Origin of the sequence: Lacrimispora sp. (genome assembly GCF_047605665.1) — a bacterium.
Taxonomy (GTDB): domain Bacteria; phylum Bacillota; class Clostridia; order Lachnospirales; family Lachnospiraceae; genus Lacrimispora.
In genome coordinates, this window is sequence record NZ_JASGFH010000020.1 from 42365 (window position 1) to 62035 (window position 19671).

Annotated in this window: 19 protein-coding genes; 16 read left to right on the forward strand and 3 right to left on the reverse strand. The window is 38.7% G+C overall.

Annotated elements, in window-relative coordinates; translation table 11 throughout:
- Both QM657_RS15650 and QM657_RS15655 read left to right on the forward strand, forming a co-directional pair.
- Positions 1-1896 (forward strand): restriction endonuclease subunit S, encoded by a 1896-nt coding sequence (locus QM657_RS15650; protein ID WP_415067636.1) that lies wholly within the window; start codon positions 1-3, stop codon positions 1894-1896.
- A complete protein-coding gene (locus tag QM657_RS15655; RefSeq protein WP_415067637.1) occupies positions 1896-4913 on the forward strand; it encodes a type I restriction endonuclease subunit R in 3018 nt (1005 codons plus the stop codon). The genes QM657_RS15650 and QM657_RS15655 overlap by 1 nt, the downstream gene beginning before the upstream one ends.
- Before the next feature lie 195 nt (positions 4914-5108).
- On the opposite strand, the gene QM657_RS15660 is transcribed toward QM657_RS15655, so the two are convergent.
- Entirely contained in the window at positions 5109-5330 is a 222-nt protein-coding gene (locus tag QM657_RS15660; protein WP_415067638.1) for a helix-turn-helix domain-containing protein, read from the reverse strand.
- A gap of 170 nt (positions 5331-5500) precedes the next feature.
- Here QM657_RS15660 and QM657_RS15665 point away from each other — a divergent pair, with 170 nt between their 5' ends.
- From QM657_RS15665 to QM657_RS15695, 7 genes are all read left to right on the forward strand, one after another.
- On the forward strand, positions 5501-6313 hold the full coding sequence (locus tag QM657_RS15665) for a hypothetical protein (protein WP_415067639.1): 813 nt from the start codon (positions 5501-5503) through the stop codon (positions 6311-6313).
- 65 nt (positions 6314-6378) lie between these two features.
- On the forward strand, positions 6379-6993 hold the full coding sequence (locus QM657_RS15670) for a hypothetical protein (RefSeq protein ID WP_415067640.1): 615 nt from the start codon (positions 6379-6381) through the stop codon (positions 6991-6993).
- 14 nt (positions 6994-7007) lie between these two features.
- Complete coding sequence (locus tag QM657_RS15675) at positions 7008-7358, forward strand: hypothetical protein (protein ID WP_415067641.1); 351 nt, start codon at positions 7008-7010, stop codon at positions 7356-7358.
- Between the two features lie 145 nt (positions 7359-7503).
- Positions 7504-8787 (forward strand): hypothetical protein, encoded by a 1284-nt coding sequence (locus tag QM657_RS15680; protein ID WP_415067642.1) that lies wholly within the window; start codon positions 7504-7506, stop codon positions 8785-8787.
- 268 nt (positions 8788-9055) lie between these two features.
- Entirely contained in the window at positions 9056-9493 is a 438-nt protein-coding gene (locus QM657_RS15685; RefSeq protein ID WP_415067643.1) for a hypothetical protein, read from the forward strand.
- A gap of 996 nt (positions 9494-10489) precedes the next feature.
- Complete coding sequence (locus QM657_RS15690; protein WP_415067644.1) at positions 10490-11404, forward strand: tyrosine-type recombinase/integrase; 915 nt, start codon at positions 10490-10492, stop codon at positions 11402-11404.
- 15 nt (positions 11405-11419) lie between these two features.
- Complete coding sequence (locus tag QM657_RS15695) at positions 11420-11830, forward strand: hypothetical protein (protein ID WP_415067645.1); 411 nt, start codon at positions 11420-11422, stop codon at positions 11828-11830.
- A 55-nt stretch (positions 11831-11885) separates the two neighbouring features.
- On the opposite strand, the gene QM657_RS15700 is transcribed toward QM657_RS15695, so the two are convergent.
- Positions 11886-12239, reverse strand: a complete 354-nt coding sequence (locus QM657_RS15700) for a helix-turn-helix domain-containing protein (protein WP_415067646.1) — start codon at positions 12237-12239, stop codon at positions 11886-11888.
- A gap of 184 nt (positions 12240-12423) precedes the next feature.
- Between QM657_RS15700 and QM657_RS15705 the strand changes: the two genes are divergently transcribed.
- From QM657_RS15705 to QM657_RS15730, 6 genes are all read left to right on the forward strand, one after another.
- Positions 12424-12591: a hypothetical protein gene (locus tag QM657_RS15705; RefSeq protein ID WP_415067647.1), complete on the forward strand. Its 168-nt coding sequence runs from the start codon at positions 12424-12426 to the stop codon at positions 12589-12591.
- 18 nt (positions 12592-12609) lie between these two features.
- Positions 12610-14319: a transglutaminase domain-containing protein gene (locus tag QM657_RS15710; protein ID WP_415067648.1), complete on the forward strand. Its 1710-nt coding sequence runs from the start codon at positions 12610-12612 to the stop codon at positions 14317-14319.
- 167 nt (positions 14320-14486) lie between these two features.
- Entirely contained in the window at positions 14487-14681 is a 195-nt protein-coding gene (locus QM657_RS15715) for a hypothetical protein (RefSeq protein ID WP_415067649.1), read from the forward strand.
- A gap of 393 nt (positions 14682-15074) precedes the next feature.
- Positions 15075-15233 (forward strand): hypothetical protein, encoded by a 159-nt coding sequence (locus QM657_RS15720; RefSeq protein ID WP_415067650.1) that lies wholly within the window; start codon positions 15075-15077, stop codon positions 15231-15233.
- The gene (locus tag QM657_RS15725; protein ID WP_415067651.1) at positions 15230-16804 is read left to right on the forward strand and encodes a recombinase family protein; all 1575 of its coding nucleotides are present in this window, start codon (positions 15230-15232) and stop codon (positions 16802-16804) included. The genes QM657_RS15720 and QM657_RS15725 overlap by 4 nt, the downstream gene beginning before the upstream one ends.
- Positions 16792-17364 carry an N-acetylmuramoyl-L-alanine amidase gene (locus QM657_RS15730; RefSeq protein WP_415067652.1) on the forward strand — a complete coding sequence of 191 codons (573 nt, stop codon included), beginning with the start codon at positions 16792-16794 and terminating at the stop codon, positions 17362-17364. Before QM657_RS15725 ends, QM657_RS15730 begins: the two co-directional genes overlap by 13 nt.
- 48 nt (positions 17365-17412) lie before the next feature.
- Here QM657_RS15730 and asnA read toward each other — a convergent pair whose 3' ends face one another.
- Complete coding sequence (asnA, locus tag QM657_RS15735) at positions 17413-18420, reverse strand: aspartate--ammonia ligase (protein WP_415067653.1); 1008 nt, start codon at positions 18418-18420, stop codon at positions 17413-17415.
- A gap of 181 nt (positions 18421-18601) precedes the next feature.
- On the opposite strand from asnA, the gene QM657_RS15740 reads away from it, so the two are divergent.
- On the forward strand, positions 18602-19663 hold the full coding sequence (locus QM657_RS15740) for an L-threonylcarbamoyladenylate synthase (RefSeq protein ID WP_415067654.1): 1062 nt from the start codon (positions 18602-18604) through the stop codon (positions 19661-19663).
- Positions 19664-19671 lie beyond the last annotated feature (8 nt).

Below are 19671 nucleotides of genomic sequence, written 5' to 3' on the forward strand. Positions count from 1 at the left end.
GTGGAACAAAAAAGTATTAAGTTAAAGTATTTGTTTGAATTTGGAAAAGGACTAAGCATTACAAAAGAGAATCTAAGCGAAACGGGTATCCCATGTGTTAGCTATGGGCAAGTGCATTCAAAATATGGCGTGATACTTGATATGTCAAAGCATGTACTTCCATTTGTTTCTGAAAGCTATTTAGATACATCATCACAAGCCCTTATTAAAAAGGGGGACTTTGTATTTGCAGATACATCGGAAGATAAAGGTGGTTCTGGTAACTTTACATGCCTTGTTAGCAATAGCAGTATTTTCGCAGGATATCATACTGTGATAGTACGCCCCGTCTCCAAAGATGTGTTTCATAAATATTTTGCGTATTTGTTTGATTCACAGAATTTCAGAGCACAAATTCAGCAGGCCGTAAGTGGAATCAAAGTTTTTACAATTTCTCAAGGAATGCTCAAAAATGCTACGGCTTCATTTCCAAATATTGATGAGCAAGTTGTTATCGCAAATTACCTTGACCGAAAAACCACCCAAATTGACAGCATCATTGCCAACAAGGAAAAGCTGATTGAGCTACTAAAAGAAAAGCGGCGGTCAATTATCAGCGAAGCAGTTAGCAGAGGGATTGATCCGTCAGTGCCAATGAAACACAGCGGTGTTGATTGGATTGGACAGATTCCTCAGCATTGGGAAGTAAAGCCTTTATTCACAGTAGCATTTGAAAACAAGGCAAAAAACAGCGGAAACCAATGTGCAAACCTTTTGAGCTTAAGCTACGGAAAAATTGTAAAAAAGGATATTGATACTAACTTTGGACTGTTACCTGAATCATTTGAAACATATCAGATTGTTGAGGATGGATATACGATTCTGCGATTAACTGATTTGCAGAACGACAAGCGTAGCCTACGCTCTGGATTTGTACCCGAAAAAGGCATCATCACTTCTGCCTATGTAGGTCTAATTCCATCTGCAGATGTTGATGGATTATTTCTTTTTGATTTGCTTCATGCTTACGATTTGATGAAAATCTTTTATAGTTTAGGAAATGGTGTTCGCCAGTCTATGAATTATAAAGATTTAAAACGACTACCCATTCTGCTACCCCCTAAGTCTGAGCAAAAGTTGATAAGCAAACATTTAAAAAACAAAACAACAGAAATTGACAATTTAATATCCATAAGTCAACACCAAATATCTCGACTCAAAGAATACCGCCAATCTATCATCAGCGAAGTGGTAACAGGAAAAATTAAAGTTGCCGATTCTGAAATTGTGGCAACGGTTGAGCAGCCAAAGGCTAAACCATATGGTGCAAACATTCATTTTAAGCAGTGCGTACTTGCGGCAAAGATATTGGATAAACTGTGTGATGAGCCGACTTTAGGGCATGTAAAGTTGGAAAAATTGCTGTTCCTAAGTGAATACTGTGCGCAGCTGGATATGCAAACCGAATATGTTCGTCATGCTGCCGGACCATATAATCCACAAGTGCTACGTTCTATTGACTCGCAACTTCAAAAAGCAAAGTGGTTTAGATACAACAAAAACAATCGTGGAAGCAAGTACAGTAGGCTCGAAAAAAGTACCGAATATGCCCCTTATTTCGAATCGAATTTTACCCAAGAACAGCGCAATTCCATTGACAGAATTCTCGGCTTCCTGCACACTTGGGATACAGAGCATTGTGAAATTGTTGCTACTCTCTATGGAGCATGGAACGACTTTTTAATTGAGGGGAAAGTCCCCAGTGACGATCAAATTGTAGATGAAGTGCTAACCCATTGGAGTGAAGAAAAGAAACGAATTGACAGAGCCCGCTGGTTGAAAGCTTTGGAGTGGATGAGGAAAAACCATATGGTACCATGCGGATACGGCAGCAAAACAAAGAGGAGGAAAAGCTAATGGCACTGGACACCCGAGAAAAAGTATTTGAAACCGAAATTGAATATAGCTTGATAACCTTTGGCAATTACGAAAAAGGCAATCCCTCCGACTTTGATGCACTGCTTGGTATGGACACAAAAACTGTACTTCGTTTCATTCAAGATACACAGCCGAAGTCTTGGGAGAGCCTTTGCAAACGACATGGGGATCGCGTGCACCAAAATTTTATTAAACGACTTGCAGACGAACTAAAAAATCGAGGAACCCTGGATGTGCTACGCCATGGTGTAAAAGACTTGGGGGTAGAGGTTGCCCTGTGTTACTTCAAACCTGCTAATCATATGAACAAAACTACCATTGAACGCTATAAAGGGAATATTTTTTCAGTTATGCGACAGGTACATCATAGTGTTTCCAAGCCCAGGGATTCTGTGGATACGGTTCTCTTGTTGAATGGTTTGCCTATCGTTACGCTGGAGCTTAAAAATCCTCTTACCGGACAAACCTTTTCAAACGCAATATGCCAGTATGAGGAAGACCGTAGCAACAAAGACACCTTGTTTGCTTTTAAGCGTGGTGCTTTGGTACATTTTGCGGTTGATACCGAAGAAGCATATATGACTACTAAACTTGCAGGAAAAGGTACTGTTTTCCTTCCCTTCAACAAGGGAAATAACGGTGGTGCGGGCAATCCGGTTAACCCAAGCGGATTTCGTACTGCTTATCTGTGGGAAGAAGTTCTTGTAAAGGATAGCCTGTTAGACATTATTGAACGATATCTCCACCTCAAAAAAGAGGAGGACATAAAAACAGGAAAGCTGAAAGAAAGTCTGATTTTTCCTCGTTACCATCAGTTGGAGGTAGTTCGCCTTTTAGTTTCTTATGCCAAGGAAAATGGTGCTGGACATAACTATTTAATTCAGCATTCCGCCGGTTCAGGCAAATCGAACTCTATTGCGTGGTTGGCGCATCACTTATCTACACTGCATGATAGTGAAAGTCAAGTTGTATTTAACAGTATTGTGGTTATTACTGACCGACGGGTATTAGACAGACAGCTGCAAGATACCATTTATCAATTTGAGCACGTAGACGGGGTAGTAGTACGGATTGATGAAAAGAGCAGTGTTTCTAAATCCAAACAGCTTACAGATGCACTCAATAACAATGCTAAAATAATCATTACCACACTACAAACTTTTCCTTTTGTATTAGATAAGGTAGAACATTCGTCCGACAAAAAATTTGCAGTGATTGTTGACGAAGCGCATTCCTCTCAAACAGGTAAAGCAAGTGAAAAGCTCAAAGAAGCCTTGGCTGAAATCGAGAAAAAAGGTGATGATGTGATTGAAGAAAAACTTCATCAATTTGCAGAAACAGAAGCTCGTATTGAGAACCAGACAGATGACAGCGAGGATGAAGTAGCCAGAGAAATGGCAAGTCACGGCATTCAAAAGAACTTATCGTTTTTTGCCTTTACCGCGACACCCAAGCAAAAGACACTGGAGATTTTTGGTGTACGTGGAGTAGATGGATTGCCACATGCTTTCCATGTATACAACATGAGGCAGGCTATTGAAGAAAGATTTATCCTTGATGTTTTGGAAAACTACACAACTTATCAGACCTACTTCCAAGTAGGCAAAAAAATTGTGGACGATCCTGTCTATGGAAAAAGTAAGGCCAACAAGGCTTTAGGAAAATTCTTGAGTTTACATCCTCACAACTTATCTCAGAAAACAGAAATTATTATCGAACATTTCCGAAGTGTTACTCAGCATGAAATCGGAGGAAAAGCCAAGGCTATGCTGGTTACCGGCTCTCGCCTCCATGCTGTTCGATACTACTTTGAGTTTCTAAAATACATAAAAAAAATGAAATACAGAGATCTCGGAGTACTGGTTGCTTTCTCTGGAACAGTTAAGGACAGTGGTACGGATTATACCGAGTCAGGGCTAAATAAATTTGCAGAGAGCGAACTTCCGGAGCGTTTTGAGGGTGAGGAATATCAGATTTTATTAGTGGCAGAAAAGTATCAAACAGGTTTTGACCAGCCACTATTACATACCATGTATGTAGACAAGAAACTATCCGGTGTAAAAGCTGTTCAGACACTTTCTCGCTTAAACCGCATGTGCTATGGCAAAAGTGATACCTTTGTACTAGATTTTGCAAACACAAAAGAGGATATCTTTGAAGCTTTTCAACCCTATTATGAACGCACCGATGTAGATGACATTACTGACCCTAATTTGATCTATGACCTGAAAAATACTTTGGATGGATATCGTATTTACGCAGACTCTGAAGTTAAAGCCTTTGCAAAAGTCTTTTTTAAGGAGTCTGTAAGGCAAACTGAATTGGACTTTGGAAAACTCAGTCCCCATCTTGATCCAGCTATAGACAGATATTGTGCAATGGAAAGCGAGATTGAACAGAAAGAATTTAAGGTTACCTTGAGAAAGTTTATTCGTTTGTATTCTTTTATTTGTCATATTATTAAGCTTAATGATTCTAACCTACATAAGTTTAGTGCTTTCGCAAAATTCCTGCTTCGCAAGCTTCCTGCGGACGGAAAGGGTAAAACTCCTAATCTAGATAGCGATGTAGCTCTGCAATACTATCGTTTGCAGAAAATTTTTGAAGGAAAAATATATCTTGAAAACGAAACAGGTGTACTGCCAGGGGGCAGACATGGTGCTGGATTACCTCCTGAAGAAGAAAAGGTTACGCTCAGCGAGCTTATTGCAAAACTCAATGAACGCTTAGGTACAACATTTACAGAAATGGATAAAGTCATTGAGCAATTTGTTGAGGATATGGCTCAAAATCCTGAGATGCAACTTCGTGCAAAAAATCCAATGGATATGTTTCAAGTGGCCTATGAAAATAATATCATGGATGTGGTCATTGCACGTCTACAACAAAATCAAGACTTTTGCACAAAATACATTGAGGATAACGATTTCCGTTTAGAGGTAGATAAAATAGTTTTACCTCTTGTACATGAACGCATTGCAACACAACAAGTGTAATAAGGGCAAAAGAGAAGGGAAGTTGCAAAAGTAGACATATTATCTACTGAAGCAGCGTCTCTTCTTTTTTCTTATTGAAACGTTTTCCTATGGATGACTCTTGATATTAGAAAGGCACACTGAAAGAGTACATGAGAATTAGACAATACTATTGAGTAAATGGAATAAAAGGATTGATAGACTCCCTTTCTAAGCCTACTCTTTAAACCTGTTATTGTCAGGAATATGTGATACGATATCACAAATGTCACAATTAAGAGCATTGCAAATTTTATCAATGGTATCCAAAGTCATTGGTTGATTATGACGTAGCATATCCAGGTAATACGGATTAATATTGTAGTCACGTGTCAGGCGGTATTGAGAAATTCCATGTTCTTTTATCCATTTCCAGAAGTTATCATATACGATTGCCATGTCAGTATTTCCTTTCCTTTTTAGAATAATTAAACTCCTATTGTAGGAAAAACTACATGTAGGAAATCCTACAATAAAGACGCTGGAAAACAAATGTTTGGATAGAAAATGATTGAAAACAAAAGAACCAGATGCTATAATCAAATATAGTAGGAAATGCTACTATAAAAATGAGAAAGCAAAAGGGAAAGGGAAAGGGGAAGAGGATGAGAAAAGGTTGGAAAAGGGTAACTGCTCTGGTAGGGATAATATCTTTAATGAATGTGGCTGTTAACTATGCTGGAATATGGGAACAACAGGGATCAGATTGGCTGTATTTAAAGGCTGATGGGCAATATGCCAAGGAAGAGTGGATTCAGGATTCAGACGGATCATGGTATTATATTGGAAGATTTGGTGAAATGAAAACAAACCGTTCTGTTGATGGATATTATCTAGGGGCGGATGGAAAGATGCTTTCTGAAATGGATACAGCAAGCCCTCTTTATGGAGAGAAAATCTATGGAACCTGTTATATAAAAGCAAATAGTTATCGTGACTGCGGAGATTATTATGTAGTTAATGTGAGTCTGTATGATAGCAGCTTTGGAACAAATAATGATCTGGGGCAGTATAACATGGGAGATAAATTCTGGATTGAGTCGGAACATGCATATGGAATGGTAAAGAATGTGACAAGGGATACTGGAGGGAGCATTGCTTTAGTTGTCATACATGGAAGTGATGAATATACATACACGGCAGAATATGCCCATGTGCTTTCTTTCAGCGGAGATGGAGAAGGCCCTGTATTGAGAAAGATTAAGGATAGTGTGGAAGTGACTATCTCTAAAAATGTTGAGATTGTCCCGGTACAGATGTTTTATATAAATGAAGCTTCACTGAATGATTTCTTAAATAATAACTGGTATAAGTTAGTACCAATATTTGAGGGCTCAACGGTGAAAAAGGCATATGATGATATGATAAATCATGCCGGATAGCTTGGGATTTTAACAATATTATGTTGCTTTGTGAGAAGAAGTTATGATTGCCTGGAGAAAATATCATGAACCAAATGATGAAAGATAATTTAATTGATTTGATGGATATAAGAAAATGTATGAAAGAATATTATCCGATTGGACAAGAACTTGTGCGTCAGTTTGAATATTATCAGAACTACCAAAAAGCTGCAGAGCGCTGGAAACCGGAAAATAAGATGAAATATGTAATAGGAAGTGCTGTCGTAGGGGTTGTTATAACACCATTGATATTAATTGGGGGCTTAGTGGCCGCAGGATTGTATTTTGGCTTTGATAAAATTGTAGAAAACAAACAGCACCAGTGTGATCTACAAATGAAAAAGGTGGAGGAGCTTATCAATAAGTTTGAAAAAAGCTATGAACCAGTACAGGAAAAGTGCCAAAGACTGCTATTTAGCCGAGAAGATTATGAGACACCAATGGCTGTTGATTATTTAATTGAGATAATTGAAAGTGGACGGGCAGAAACCATGAAGGAAGCTTATAATATGCTGGATGAGCAGCTTCACCGTTGGAAAATGGAAGAGATACAGAATAAACAGCTTGAAATGCAGAAAAATCAGATTAGGCAATTAAAAAATATTGAAGCGGATTCAGCTGCCAGCGCATCTTTTAGTTTTATCAATATGGCTAAATAAGGAGTTTTTGGAAGATGGATATGATAAATAGTTACTTTTCCAGGGCTTTAGATTTTGTAGGTGAGGAAAAAAAAGAAGATTATAAAAAGATTTGCATCGTAGCATTTGTTGGACGTATTTTATTAGATATTCTCTTTAGGGTATTTTGTTTAATATTTGCATCCAGTAAATTTATTATAGTTATGATGATGCTTGGAATAGGGCCAGTTGTAGCAATTATATGGATGCTGCCATTATTTGCAGCAACTATACGCCGGTGCAAGTACTGGGGTAAATCAAAGCTTTGGGCAGGAGCAGTGTTATTTGCCATTGGCCCTATCATTTTATGGTTCTTACTTAGGTCAGATAGTTGTAGGTCCATATAAAATTTGGACATATGTAAGAAGCATTATTGGTGTATCTGGCTATGTATTATAATTGCTTTTTTGAGATAACCAAGGAACCTTCGCAGCAAAGAAGAAATATGAAGATATTTGCCAAGAAATTCAACTGTAAAAGGAGCAAGTTAATATGAAAAATAAAAAGGTAGAACTTGGAAGAATACTAAATATAAAAAAGAATTTAAAAGGTGCTGCTTTAAAGATTTTATCTACTGCTGTGATTCTGTCACTATTTCCTGTTTCTACAGTTTTTGCAGGGCAATGGACCCAGGATAGCACCACCTGGAAATACCAGAATGATGATGGTTCCTATGCTGAGGGTTGGAACTGGATTGATGGAAAATCCTACTACTTTGATTCCAACGGAAATATGCTTGCCAATACAACCACTCCAGATGGATTCACAGTAAATACGGATGGAGCATGGGTTGTGAATGACGTTGTACAGACCCAGAATAGCAGTGTAGCATCTACGACCAACACAGGCAATCATAATTCGCAGTATCCCTTAAAGGGATATTTGGAACCATGGTTTGTGATTCATCCTGAGCTTAATCATACTGTATGGAAGAATTACGATTTTCCATGGGTATATGTATACGATGCAGAGTTTGAGGGCGGATCAAAGGTAAATGTCCCTGAAGATAAAAGCCCATTTTCTCTTAGTTACGCATATGGTACATCAATACCAGCCCTTGCAAAACTGACAGATTATCAAATCACAGGATGGGGGCCCCTTACGCCTGCTGATGAGGAAAAATACGCAAAAAGCGAAAAAGATCGTGCATACTTTAGGGAGTACATAAACAGTTTTGACTGGAAGGCTGAGAATGATAAATATCATAATCAGGTAGATCGTATGGCTGAGGAAATTCGAAAATTTTTAAACAGTTTTGACTGGAAAAATGCATCTGATTACGAAAAAGCGGTACAGATTGCAAGGAGAATTACGCAGGCAGACTATCTGAATGAAGAAGGAACACAGTATGCTTATAGCTGTCTGGTAGAGGGAAAAGCTAATTGTTCTGGTTATACAGATGCTGCAAATACACTTGCAATTTGTGTCGGATTGCCAGCAAGTTCTATTGTTCCAACAATAAGTCATGTTTATCCTATATTTTTAGTGGATGGTATATGGCTGGATTATGAGCCAACCACAAAAAGTGCTACTTTTAGTGTAGCCAATGTTTGGACTAAAAATTATGAGGGAGAAAAGAATGGAACAGAGGAATATCAGCCAATTGGTGAGTTCTGTAAAGCAACGGGCTACGAAATGCCCACAATAGAAAGTGTGGAAGCAATGTTCCCTGGTTCAACAAGTATTGGTTGGTATGCAGCAAGAGGCCGTGGGGTGTTTATACATTTTGAAAATAAAAACTCGCCTGATTATGAGTATTTGAAAAAGTTAAAATAAGAAAGAATGTTAAGGGGGCGCATTACTCATATGAGTAGTGCAGCCTTTTTGGGTGGAAAAATGAAATATCCATAATATATAGAGCAAGGAAAGTTATTGAATGGGGACAGATATGTGATTCCAGTATTTTGATAGGATCGAAGCCTATGATTTAATATTTCGACTGTTAAGTTGGGATTTAAATAATTTGTGTTCTTCCTATAATCTATGATAAGCGTTCATAATTGAGGTTATATACGCTTATTATACTCGCAGGTGGAAGAGGGAGATGATTGATATGATGGCAATTAATGCAATAGATGTAAGAAAGGATTTTAGTAATATTATGAATCAAGTTGTCTATAACCGTCCTCTATTTTTAAAAGGAACAAGAGATTACGCTTGTTTATTAAATGTGGGTACAATGAGAAGTATTTTATCTGCTTATCACTTTACTGCTCAGGTTGAACATGAGAAAGATGGCTCTTATACCATAGTTTTAAATGAAATAGATCTAGTTGAGAACGGAAAGACAGAAGATGAAGTTTGTAGTAGGTTGGCGAGCTCCATTTTGGAGTATGCCAAGGAGTTTTACGAAGAATATGACTTTTGGAGCAAGGCCCCAAATAGAGAAGGGCATATCCCCTATATCCTAAAGGCTCTGATTATTGGAAATCCGGGTGAGATTGGAAAAGAGATTTCCTATGCTGAAATGGAAATAATTTAGGAGATTTTATGAGCATGATGGATAGAAGTTCCATAGGAACGCCAATTATTATTTTTACTAAAAGGAAGATGAAAATATTGATGGCAGATGAACCAAGGTATCAATAGGGTGTGGACAAATTCATGAAAATTTACGGAAGAGAATTACAAGATGGAAATTAGGTGTAACGCAGCATTATGTTAACATTAGAGTATGATTAGGATAAAAGGGAAAGGTACTGGATCAGCATCTCTTTTTCTTCTTATAGGACAGTTCTCCTGCGGAGGACTCTTTAATAAAAGGTATGTTGAAAGCGGACACGAGAGATAGGTGATGCTATAAAAAGAGATAAAAGCATTCTTCAAACTCTCTATCCTTAAAGTCATCAATTCAATAAGAAAGTAATGCATGATAACTTGAGTGATATTAAAATATAAAAAAGCACTTGCTTTTTGGGGAAAAGATAATATAATAAAAGTATAAGTATTTTTTGTCTGTATATGGTCTATTAGTGGATTGGAGTTCATGAATAACTCCGTCCACTTTTTTGTTGGAAAAATTTAAAATTCTATTTCTTAAAAATTCCCGAAAAGATAAAAATCAATATCCGTTTCTCCAGCATTTATTATATGCTGTTTATTTTTCGTATAAAATTGTCAATGTACTGGCCGTATGGCTGATAAGGTATATTGGAGGGGGGAAATACCCCTGGCGCATATTATATGCGGTATGGCTCTTAAGAGAGCTGTGGTTGGACAGCTAAGACTGCAACCTACCTGCAAATCTCAGGTTGGCACCTAGATTGTGCAGGCCAATGTGTTTGACCTCACATTGGATTTACCAGTAGCTGATGTATGCTGGTGTGATGACTAAAGAAATTGTAATTGCTAAGAAACTTGATATTTGGATAAAGTAGAGTGCAGCATTCAGGAAGGCACTGCCAAGGGAGAACTGTGCTTTTTTGATGGATATTAGGGCAGTGCCTGACTGAATGCTGGGACTGGGAGGGGAAAGAATATGGCAAATTTGCGTTGGGAATTGCGCAATGCAGTGAGAAAATGCTTCAAAGAAAATACAAAAAAACGAGAATATAAACGAGAACATGGAAGGAAGATGGATGCGACAATATTTTCCTATAAAACTCGCGATGCTCTCCTGGACAGAGCCGGAGAATTAGCTAAATTTATCGAAAGTCATCATCCAGAGGTACACCATGTTAAAGAGATCAAAAATATGCATATACGAGAATATTTGGAAAATAAACAGAAAGGCTGTACAAAGGCGACTGTAGCAACATATCAAGAGCAAATCAAGAAATTAGCTAAATGTTGCAATAAAGCGTATAAAAGTGTTAATGTCCAATGGGCATCTGTTTCTGTAGCAGAACGTCCGCAATTAGAAGATCGATTACGCCAGGATGCCATGACAGCAGAACAGTTCAGAAGCGTTTTAGAAGCATCTGGAGTGTGTGGAAGCAGAAATGGAATTAGATTGGGCAGAGCGTTTGGACTGAGAGTACAAGAAATTCCCAGAATTAGAGTTACTGATGTAGACCTGTTAAATAATACCCTTAAAATATATAGAAGCAAAGGTGGACGTACCTGGCAGATCCCCGTTGAAACAGATGAACAGAGAGAGCTGCTGAAAGAATTAATCGAAGGAAAAAGAGAGTTACAGCAGTTAATTCCTGTACGAGCCGAAAGTCTTAATAAATATCTGCACAAAATGAATGAAAGGGTGGGGAATAAAAATCTTTTGGAGCAGAAAACTGGATTTCACGCGATTCGTAAGTTAGTTGCACAAGAACGGTATAATGGACTTAGAAAGTCCGGTATGTGTCGTGAGGAGGCTCTAAATGAGGTGAATAAATACCTGGGACATGGAGATGACCGTAGAGTTTTGTCCAATACATATGTTAATAATCAATGGTAAAGGCGGGAGATAACAATGAATATAAAGAAATATGAGAAAGATATAAGAGAAGCAAACAGAAAGAGAGGATTTCCAGGAACTTATCATGGTTTTCAGTGTGTAGCAGTTCAGTACCAGAAACGTGACAATGAGTGGAATGTAGTATTTGATACACCTTTTGGAGAAGGGCATGAACCTATAGGGGGAGAAGGAATTATGCAATTTATATGTCAGCGTTTTGAACTTTTACAAGCGGCTTTTTGGGAACAAAGTTTAAAGTCTATGAGCCAAGTTGCAACCAAGAAGGGAGCATTTTGGAGGGTGACTTTAAAAGTAAGGATTTCCCCTAATGCAGATTTAGTAGGAATACCAGTTGAAAGTGAAAAATTGTATTTAACAGTTCAAGCAATTCAACGACTGTTGAATGAGAAAATAGATGAAATATAAATTAAGAGGTATAAAAAAATTAACGCAGGAGTGATTTTTTTAAATCACTCCTGCGTTAATTTTTATTAGAATTAGCTGTATTTTCCTGCATTTTTAACAATTCATTAATTTGATTTTCAACAAATTTTTTATGTTGATCATTCAATAATTCGTATTTATCCATTATTAAAGAAAGCATATTGGTGGAACCATTCAGGACACTTAAATCATCGTTACTATCATCCATAAGCCAGTTTTTATCTATATGAAACATTAAGGAGACGCAATTAATGAACATAGATGTGGGTGCTACATTGCCAAGTTCTATATTGGCCAGATTTCCCCTGGATATACCAATAGAAGCAGCAAAATCGGCTTGCGTCATATTATTTGCTTTTCTAATTAACTTTAACTTATCAACGAACTTCAATTTGAGTCACCTCCCCACCCTTATACTATCAGATTAAAATGTTTGCGTCAATACGAAATGTAATGATAAAAACAAATAATACCATATAAAGCATTGACGCAAACTATTAATAATGATACAATGTAACCATACAAGCAAAATATATAAAAAAATGCAACTAAATAAACAAAGGAGGAGCGTAAAAATGGACGATAATCAAAATCCAATGATCAAAAGTGCATCGGAAATTGGTTATCTGGCAGGTAAGTTAAGTCCAAATAATCAATCATACGTATTGAATACTATAAATGCTTTGTTATTTAGTCAGTATGTGAATAAGAACAGAGAGGATAAAAAGGAAATAAAAAAGTAGACGCAGAGGGGATATTTTATGAGAAGAGAATTGAAAATAAAGATAAAGCATACTTTACTAATACCAGTTATATGTATTTCAACTTCATTACTAAGTGGCATTACAGCGTCAGCTGGTCAGTGGGAAGAATCAGAAGGCCAATGGAAATATTTACAGGAAAGTGGTGCTTATATACAAACGGGGTGGCTAGAGGAGAATGGCAAATGGTATTATTTTAATGATCAAGGAATTATGCAAACGGGCTGGGTACGTGACAATGAAAAGTCATATTTTATGAATCCTGTTTCAAATGGAAGCAGAGGAAGTATGTTTACAGGTTGGCAATGGCTCAATGGATTTTGCTTTTATTTTAGCCAAGTGGGAGAGGAAGAGCCCCAGGGAGCTGTTTTAAGAGCGTGTGTTACACCAGATGGTTACCTTCTAGATAGTGGCGGTGTTTGGATAAAAGAAGATGGGAGCGTGAATTCTAGAAAAGATGCTGGTCTTTGGAACTATGAAGGGGAATGGAAAACAATCGAAGAGTATAAATTATTAACCAATATGACCTTTGATGAAGATTCAGAGTTTGACAGTGATGATTTTTATGAGGGAATTGAATATGATGATGGAAGATTTGGAGATCGTGATCCCAATTTGTCAGGTAATAAGATTCCTAAGATAAAGGCTGTTGTTGATGAATTTTATGAAAATCACATAGAGGGGAAGATAGAAAAGGGAGAAAGTGACTGGAGATTTCGTCGTGAAATTGAAATAATACGCTACATGGTAGAGAATATTGATTACGCTTATGATCGCTATAGAACTGATACTATGATTTCTGATGATTATACTGCTTATGGAGCGTTAGTTAAAGGCGAGGCGGTGTGCTCTGGTTATGCAAGGGCATTCAATGAACTGGCAAGACGTTGTGGGTTGGAGAGCACATATGTTTCTAGTTCGCAACATGCATGGAATCTGGTAAAGTTAGATGATGAAAGTTGGTATCACGTAGATGTAACTTGGGAAGATCCTATTGTAAATAGGAAATCAGCTAATAAGTATGGCTATAATATGTTACTTAATAAATATATTAACTTAGAATCTGATAGTATTAAAAGGATATCTCACCACAAAAATTGGTCCCCAGGCGAAGAATGCAATGCATATGAATACGGTACAGATACAGTTAAATATTATCTGGAAAATGGTGTAGTTAATAGTTCGGTTTCCACTTCCTATGATGAAAAACAAGAACTGAAGCAGAAAGAGGATAAAGAAATCCTAGATGCAATACGGAGTAAAGGAAGTGGTAATGAATTTTCCTACTATGATTCTAATATAGAGGAATCTATCCTAAGTTATGTGGAAAGTAATATAGATTGGAATAAATCCGGGAGACAAGAAGTGCCGGTAATTGTTAGCATAAAAGCCAAGGAATGGGCTAGGAAATTAATTCCGGCTTTAGACATGAGTAAAGGAGTTGTTAACAATTTAAAAACATATGACAGCGAAAATATGAAAGTATCATCTGCTACTTATGCTCATCGATCGCCTAAGGTAGAGGATAATAGATATATTATCATTACTTTTAAAGTTACCTTAAAGGAAAAAGACAGAAAAAGAGATAGACAAGATCATTTTTTTGATTTAGAAGACTCCTCTGACTTAGAAGAGGTTTCTAATTTAGAAGGATATTCCGATTTGGAAAACTCTTCTGACCTAGAAAACCCTGACAAGTTAAGGATATAAAGTATGTAGTTTTATATTTGAATGAGGCCTATTGTATATCTAATAGAAATAGGGGGTTGCTGTGCAGTCCCTGCTTTTATTCAAAACTAAATAAAGTTGTTGAAATTTGGATATAAATAAGTTGTGGAATGAGAAAATAAGAAAAAGGTTTAATGGAGGTGATCTCTATGACCAAAATAGAAGAAATGATTAGAGAGGAAGGGCGAATACAGGGGCGAGAGGAAGGACGAATGAGGGTGAAGAAATATTTTTCTTTAAGAATGTTAAAGAAAGGGTTCGATTATGAGGCCATTGCAGAAATACAGGAAGTATCTATTGAGCAAATAAAGGCATGGGAAGATGAAGCCTTTAATCACATATGATAGCAATAAACTACCGATTGGGGATAAAAAACTTGAGAAAAACCCTAAAAAATTATTGACTTTGAAAAAAGAATATGATAAATATATTATATTGTACATTTTTTTGTCTTTGGTATTTAGGTCGTATTGCTCTTATAGGAGTAGTGCGGCCTTTTTTGGTTCGAAAATAAGATATCTATGAATATATAGTACAAGCATTGGAGCATATGGTGTAGGGAGAGAGGTGGTTATATGCAATCTTGGAGATACACATTTATGCATCATATTGGTTATGTGGTTAATTTTGTAATGATGTTATTTGAAAATCAAGCAAATGATAACCATATGCTTCAATGCGATATATATTGTGGGTAAGAGATATGCATAGCCATATAAGCTGTTTGGAGGCTTATTGTGCGAGAGCAGAAAAATAATCAAGTAAATCATAGATGCGAGCAAGAGTATTTAATCGTTCGTATTTATGAAAATAAAATAACTAAAGAGGAGGTTTTAAAAAGCATAATTAAAAGGCATGTGTCTGTGCAAATCGCTGAGCAGGAGGTATTAGGTTGAGCGATTCGTTAAAAACAGCGTTATATTTAAGGTACTCCGATAAGGAGGATAGTAAGACCGAAAGTAGTAGTATAGACAATCAACGCAAAATGCTGCATCATTATATCGAAGGTTTTGCTGAATTGGAATTTACTGAGGAATATGTAGATGACGATTATACTGGCACTAATTTTAATCGGCCGGGATTCAAAAAGCTGAAGAGAGATTGCCAGGATGGAAAAATCCAATGTATTGTGGTTAAGGATCATTCCAGATTTGCACGGAAATCATCACGAATGCAGATTATCCTCGAAGATGATTTGGCAGATGTACGCTATATATCTAAAGATGATAATTTTGACTCAAGGTATGATGATTACGATGTTATTTTCCAAATTAAAAACCTGTTTAATGAGATGTACGCACAAGACATTTCTCGCAAAGTACACTCGTCCATAAATGATAAGCAGCGCAGGGGGAGTTTTATTGGAGCTTTTGCCCCGTATGGTTATCAAAAGAACCCAGAAAATAAAAATGAGTTACTGATTGATGAGGAGGCAGCTGAAGTTGTAAGGAGTATATACAACATGCGTCTGAAAGGTATGAATGTGGCATCTATTGCTAAAACGTTAAATGACATGTTTATTACTTCTCCATATGAATATAAGCTGAGGAATGGCTCTAATTTTTATAGTCCGAAAGCAAGAAAGACAAATGGACGCCATTTGTGGGACTTTACGTCGGTAAATAAAATCTTACGTATGCAAACTTATGCAGGTGACCTTGAGCAGGGCAGGCAACGACAAAAAATGCGAGGCAAACCAAAGATGCAGAAAAAAGAGGACTGGATTATAGCCGCAGGATGTGCTCCGGCTATCATTAGCAGGGAGGATTTTGACAGAGTACAATTTCTCTTAAATAATGCAAAACATTTTGCGTTGAAAGGCAAAGGAGAGCCTCATATATTTGCTGGAGTCCTGTATTGCGGAGAGTGCGGAAAGGCTATGGTTAAATCGGTTAAAAACGATGAGGCATTATATTATGCATGTGGCACAAGAAAACGAAACGGAAAAAGCATATGTGATTTGGAGTATATAAGGTATGATGTTTTAGAAAAGGTGATCCTAGAGGACTTGAATAGCATGATCATATCAGTTAATGATTTTAGGTCTTTGATTCAGACAGATATAGGAAGCCTTAACTTCAGCGACGGAAAGAGTCAGTTAGATAAATGTACTCGAGAAAAAGAGGCATTACAATTTAAACGTCGAAAATATTATACTGACTATGCGGATGGTTTGATTACGAAAGAGGATTACCTGTTTTTTAAGGAAGAAAGTGAAAGAAGAGAACAGGCCATTTCAAAAAAGATTGATGAGTTAGAACAAGGACTTACTAAGAAAAAACAACTTGTAAATCCCTGGCTGGATAGATTCTTTGAATTAGGAGAAGTAGAGTCCTTGGACAGAATAATCGTGCAAGAGATGATAAGCTCCATCCGCATCTTTAAAGGGCGCAAAATCGAGATTACATATAAATTTCATGACTTTCAAGAAGAAATTAATACATATAAGGATAGTTGCGCAAATTAGATGCTGGGCACGGGGGAAATGATCCGGGCAAGATCGGGATTGACGGAAGCCTGGAAAAGGACATCAACTTACAGATAGCCAAACGGCTGCAAAAGTATCTGGAAGCCTCTGATGTGGAAGTGATTTTGACCAGGGAAGATGATAACGGCCTTTATTCTGAAAGGGACAGCAGAAAAAAAGTGGCGGATATGAATAAGCGCTGCGAGATCATCAATAAGGCAAAGCCTGCTCTCACAGTCAGCATCCACCAGAATAGCTATCATCAGGAGGATGTTTACGGAGGACAGGTATTTTACTACAAAAGCTCTGAAAAAGGGAAGAGGCTGGCTGAAATACTGCAAAAGAGGTTTGACTATGTGCTGGGAGAAAAAAACACCAGACTGGCAAAACCCAATGACAAATATTTCCTGCTTTTGCACGTAAGGACTCCCATTGTCATTGTGGAATGCGGTTTTTTGACCAACTGGAAGGAATCGGCCCTCTTGAATACAGAGGACTATCAGGACCGGATGGCATGGACCATCCACATGGGGATCATGGAATATTTAAATGGAAGATAAAAGAGAAGGTCATTGCAGAGGTGTATTGCTGCAATGACCTTTTTTGATTTAAAGAAGGAAGATTTTGTGATCCCTGCACTCTTTCCGCATTTCTTCAGGCCAAATGCTGGCCTGAACCTCTCCTACGTGAGCGCGGTCCAGTAAGAGCATGCAGAGACGGGACTGTCCGATACCGCCGCCGATGGTGTAAGGCAGTTCTCCGTTTAACAGCATTCTGTGGTAAGGAAGGTTTCTGCGGTCTTCGCAGCCGGACTTTACAAGCTGCTTTGCCAGAGACGTTTCATCTACACGGATTCCCATGCTGGAGATTTCCAGGGCACAGTTCAAGTTTTCAAACCAGAAGAGGATATCTCCGTTTAACTGCCAGTCATCGTAGTCAGGAGCTCTTCCGTCGTGAGGTTCCCCGTTGCTGAGTTTCTCACCGATTTTCATGAGGAAGACACAGCCGTGTTCCTTTGTGATGAGGTTTTCCCTTTCCTTCGGAGTCTTATCCGGGAAGCGGTCCACCAATTCCTGAGAAGTGATAAAGGTGATGTCTTCCGGAAGCTGTTTGACGGCATGGGGATATTTATACCATACTTCATGCTCCATATGCTTGATGATTTTAAAGATGTTGCGGACGGTTTCTTTTAAAGTCTCTTCATTGCGCTCCTCTTTTGTGATGACCTTTTCCCAGTCCCACTGATCCACGTAGCAGGAGTGGAGATTGTCCATCTCTTCGTCCCTGCGGATGGCGTTCATATTGGTGTAAAGTCCTTCGCCGGGCTGGAAGCCGTACTCATGAAGGGCCATACGTTTCCACTTAGCCAGGGACTGAACCACTTCAATGGTTTCGCCGAGAATGCCCAGGAGATCAAAGGCTACCGGACGTTCCACACCGTTTAAGTTGTCGTTTAAACCGCTGCTTTTTTCCACGAACAGAGGGGCTGAAATACGTTCCAGGTTCATTTCTTTTCCGAATTCCTTCTGAAACGTATCCCTTATGTATTTGATGGCCTCCTGGGTCTCCCGTACTGAGAGCCTGGGGTCATAATCTTTGGGTATAATCAGTGCCATGTGGTATTCCTCCAAAATAAAATGTTTTTTTAATGGTATCATTATTATAGAAATCCTGCAACCATTGTTTTCTTCATAATTCTGGAAAATAAAGTTTAAAGTCCCATGTAACGGTAAAAAAGTTGCATGGTCACTGCCCCTGTGATATGATTAGGAAAGCGAAAAGGAAAGAGCAAAAATTATGAAAACAGAGCGAATTATAATAGAAAACAGAGAACATCCGGAGGAAGAACTGTTAAAAAAACCTGCGGAAATATTAAAAAATGGCGGTCTGGTAGCGTTTCCCACGGAAACCGTTTACGGCCTGGGAGCCAACGCCTTAAATGAAGAAGCTGCGAGGAAAATCTACGAGGCCAAAGGAAGACCTTCCGATAACCCGCTGATTGCACATATTGCTGATTTTGATGATCTGATTCCCCTGGTTTCCCAGGTGCCTGAGGCTGGAAAAAAGCTGATGGAAGCATTTTGGCCCGGCCCCCTGACCCTTATTTTTCCCAAAAGCGGACTGGTTCCCTATGGAACCACAGGCGGCCTCGATACAGTGGCAGTCCGTATGCCCGCTGACCCCATAGCAAATGCTCTCATACGTCTGGCCGGGGTTCCGGTGGCTGCGCCCAGCGCCAACACCTCCGGGCGTCCAAGCCCTACTACGGCAGATCACGTGTGGCAGGATATGAACGGGAAGATAGACATGGTTTTAGATGGCGGTGCCGTAGGAATCGGCGTGGAATCCACCATCATTGATGTGTCGGGAGACGAGCCCGTGATATTAAGGCCCGGCGCCGTCACCCAGGAGATGGCTTCCGGCGTCCTTGGACGGGAGATTCACTTAGACCCGGCCATTGTCTCAGGCCCTATGAAGGCCGAAGTCAGGCCCAAAGCGCCGGGAATGAAATACAAGCATTATGCCCCCAAGGCGGAACTGACCCTGGTAGAGGGGGGCATGGAAGATGTGGTGAGAACCATTAACCGTCTGGCAGAGGAACAGCTCTCCAGGGGCTTTCGGGTGGGAATCATATGCACGGAAGAAACCAGGGACAGCTATCCCCACGGAATTGTCCGCAGCCTGGGGACACGGGCAAAGGAAGAGACCATAGCCCACAGCCTTTATTCGGTGCTGAGAGAATTTGACGATCTGGATGCGGATTATATTTATTCTGAAAGCTTTTCCAAGGATCACCTGGGACAGGCTATTATGAACCGCCTGGTAAAGGCGGCAGGATACCATATTATCAGAACATAAAAGGAGGA

Excerpts from the sequence above, each read along its gene's own strand:
- QM657_RS15655 (WP_415067637.1), top strand. The coding sequence starts at position 1,896 with ATGGCACTGGACACCCGAGAAAAAGTATTTGAAACCGAAATTGAATAT.
- QM657_RS15660 (WP_415067638.1), bottom strand. The coding sequence starts at position 5,330 with ATGGCAATCGTATATGATAACTTCTGGAAATGGATAAAAGAACATGGA.
- QM657_RS15665 (WP_415067639.1), top strand. The coding sequence starts at position 5,501 with ATGAGAAAGCAAAAGGGAAAGGGAAAGGGGAAGAGGATGAGAAAAGGT.
- QM657_RS15670 (WP_415067640.1), top strand. The coding sequence starts at position 6,379 with ATGAACCAAATGATGAAAGATAATTTAATTGATTTGATGGATATAAGA.
- QM657_RS15675 (WP_415067641.1), top strand. The coding sequence starts at position 7,008 with ATGGATATGATAAATAGTTACTTTTCCAGGGCTTTAGATTTTGTAGGT.
- QM657_RS15680 (WP_415067642.1), top strand. The coding sequence starts at position 7,504 with ATGAAAAATAAAAAGGTAGAACTTGGAAGAATACTAAATATAAAAAAG.
- QM657_RS15685 (WP_415067643.1), top strand. The coding sequence starts at position 9,056 with ATGATTGATATGATGGCAATTAATGCAATAGATGTAAGAAAGGATTTT.
- QM657_RS15690 (WP_415067644.1), top strand. The coding sequence starts at position 10,490 with ATGGCAAATTTGCGTTGGGAATTGCGCAATGCAGTGAGAAAATGCTTC.
- QM657_RS15695 (WP_415067645.1), top strand. The coding sequence starts at position 11,420 with ATGAATATAAAGAAATATGAGAAAGATATAAGAGAAGCAAACAGAAAG.
- QM657_RS15705 (WP_415067647.1), top strand. The coding sequence starts at position 12,424 with ATGGACGATAATCAAAATCCAATGATCAAAAGTGCATCGGAAATTGGT.
- QM657_RS15710 (WP_415067648.1), top strand. The coding sequence starts at position 12,610 with ATGAGAAGAGAATTGAAAATAAAGATAAAGCATACTTTACTAATACCA.
- QM657_RS15715 (WP_415067649.1), top strand. The coding sequence starts at position 14,487 with ATGACCAAAATAGAAGAAATGATTAGAGAGGAAGGGCGAATACAGGGG.
- asnA (WP_415067653.1), bottom strand. The coding sequence starts at position 18,420 with ATGGCACTGATTATACCCAAAGATTATGACCCCAGGCTCTCAGTACGG.
- QM657_RS15740 (WP_415067654.1), top strand. The coding sequence starts at position 18,602 with ATGAAAACAGAGCGAATTATAATAGAAAACAGAGAACATCCGGAGGAA.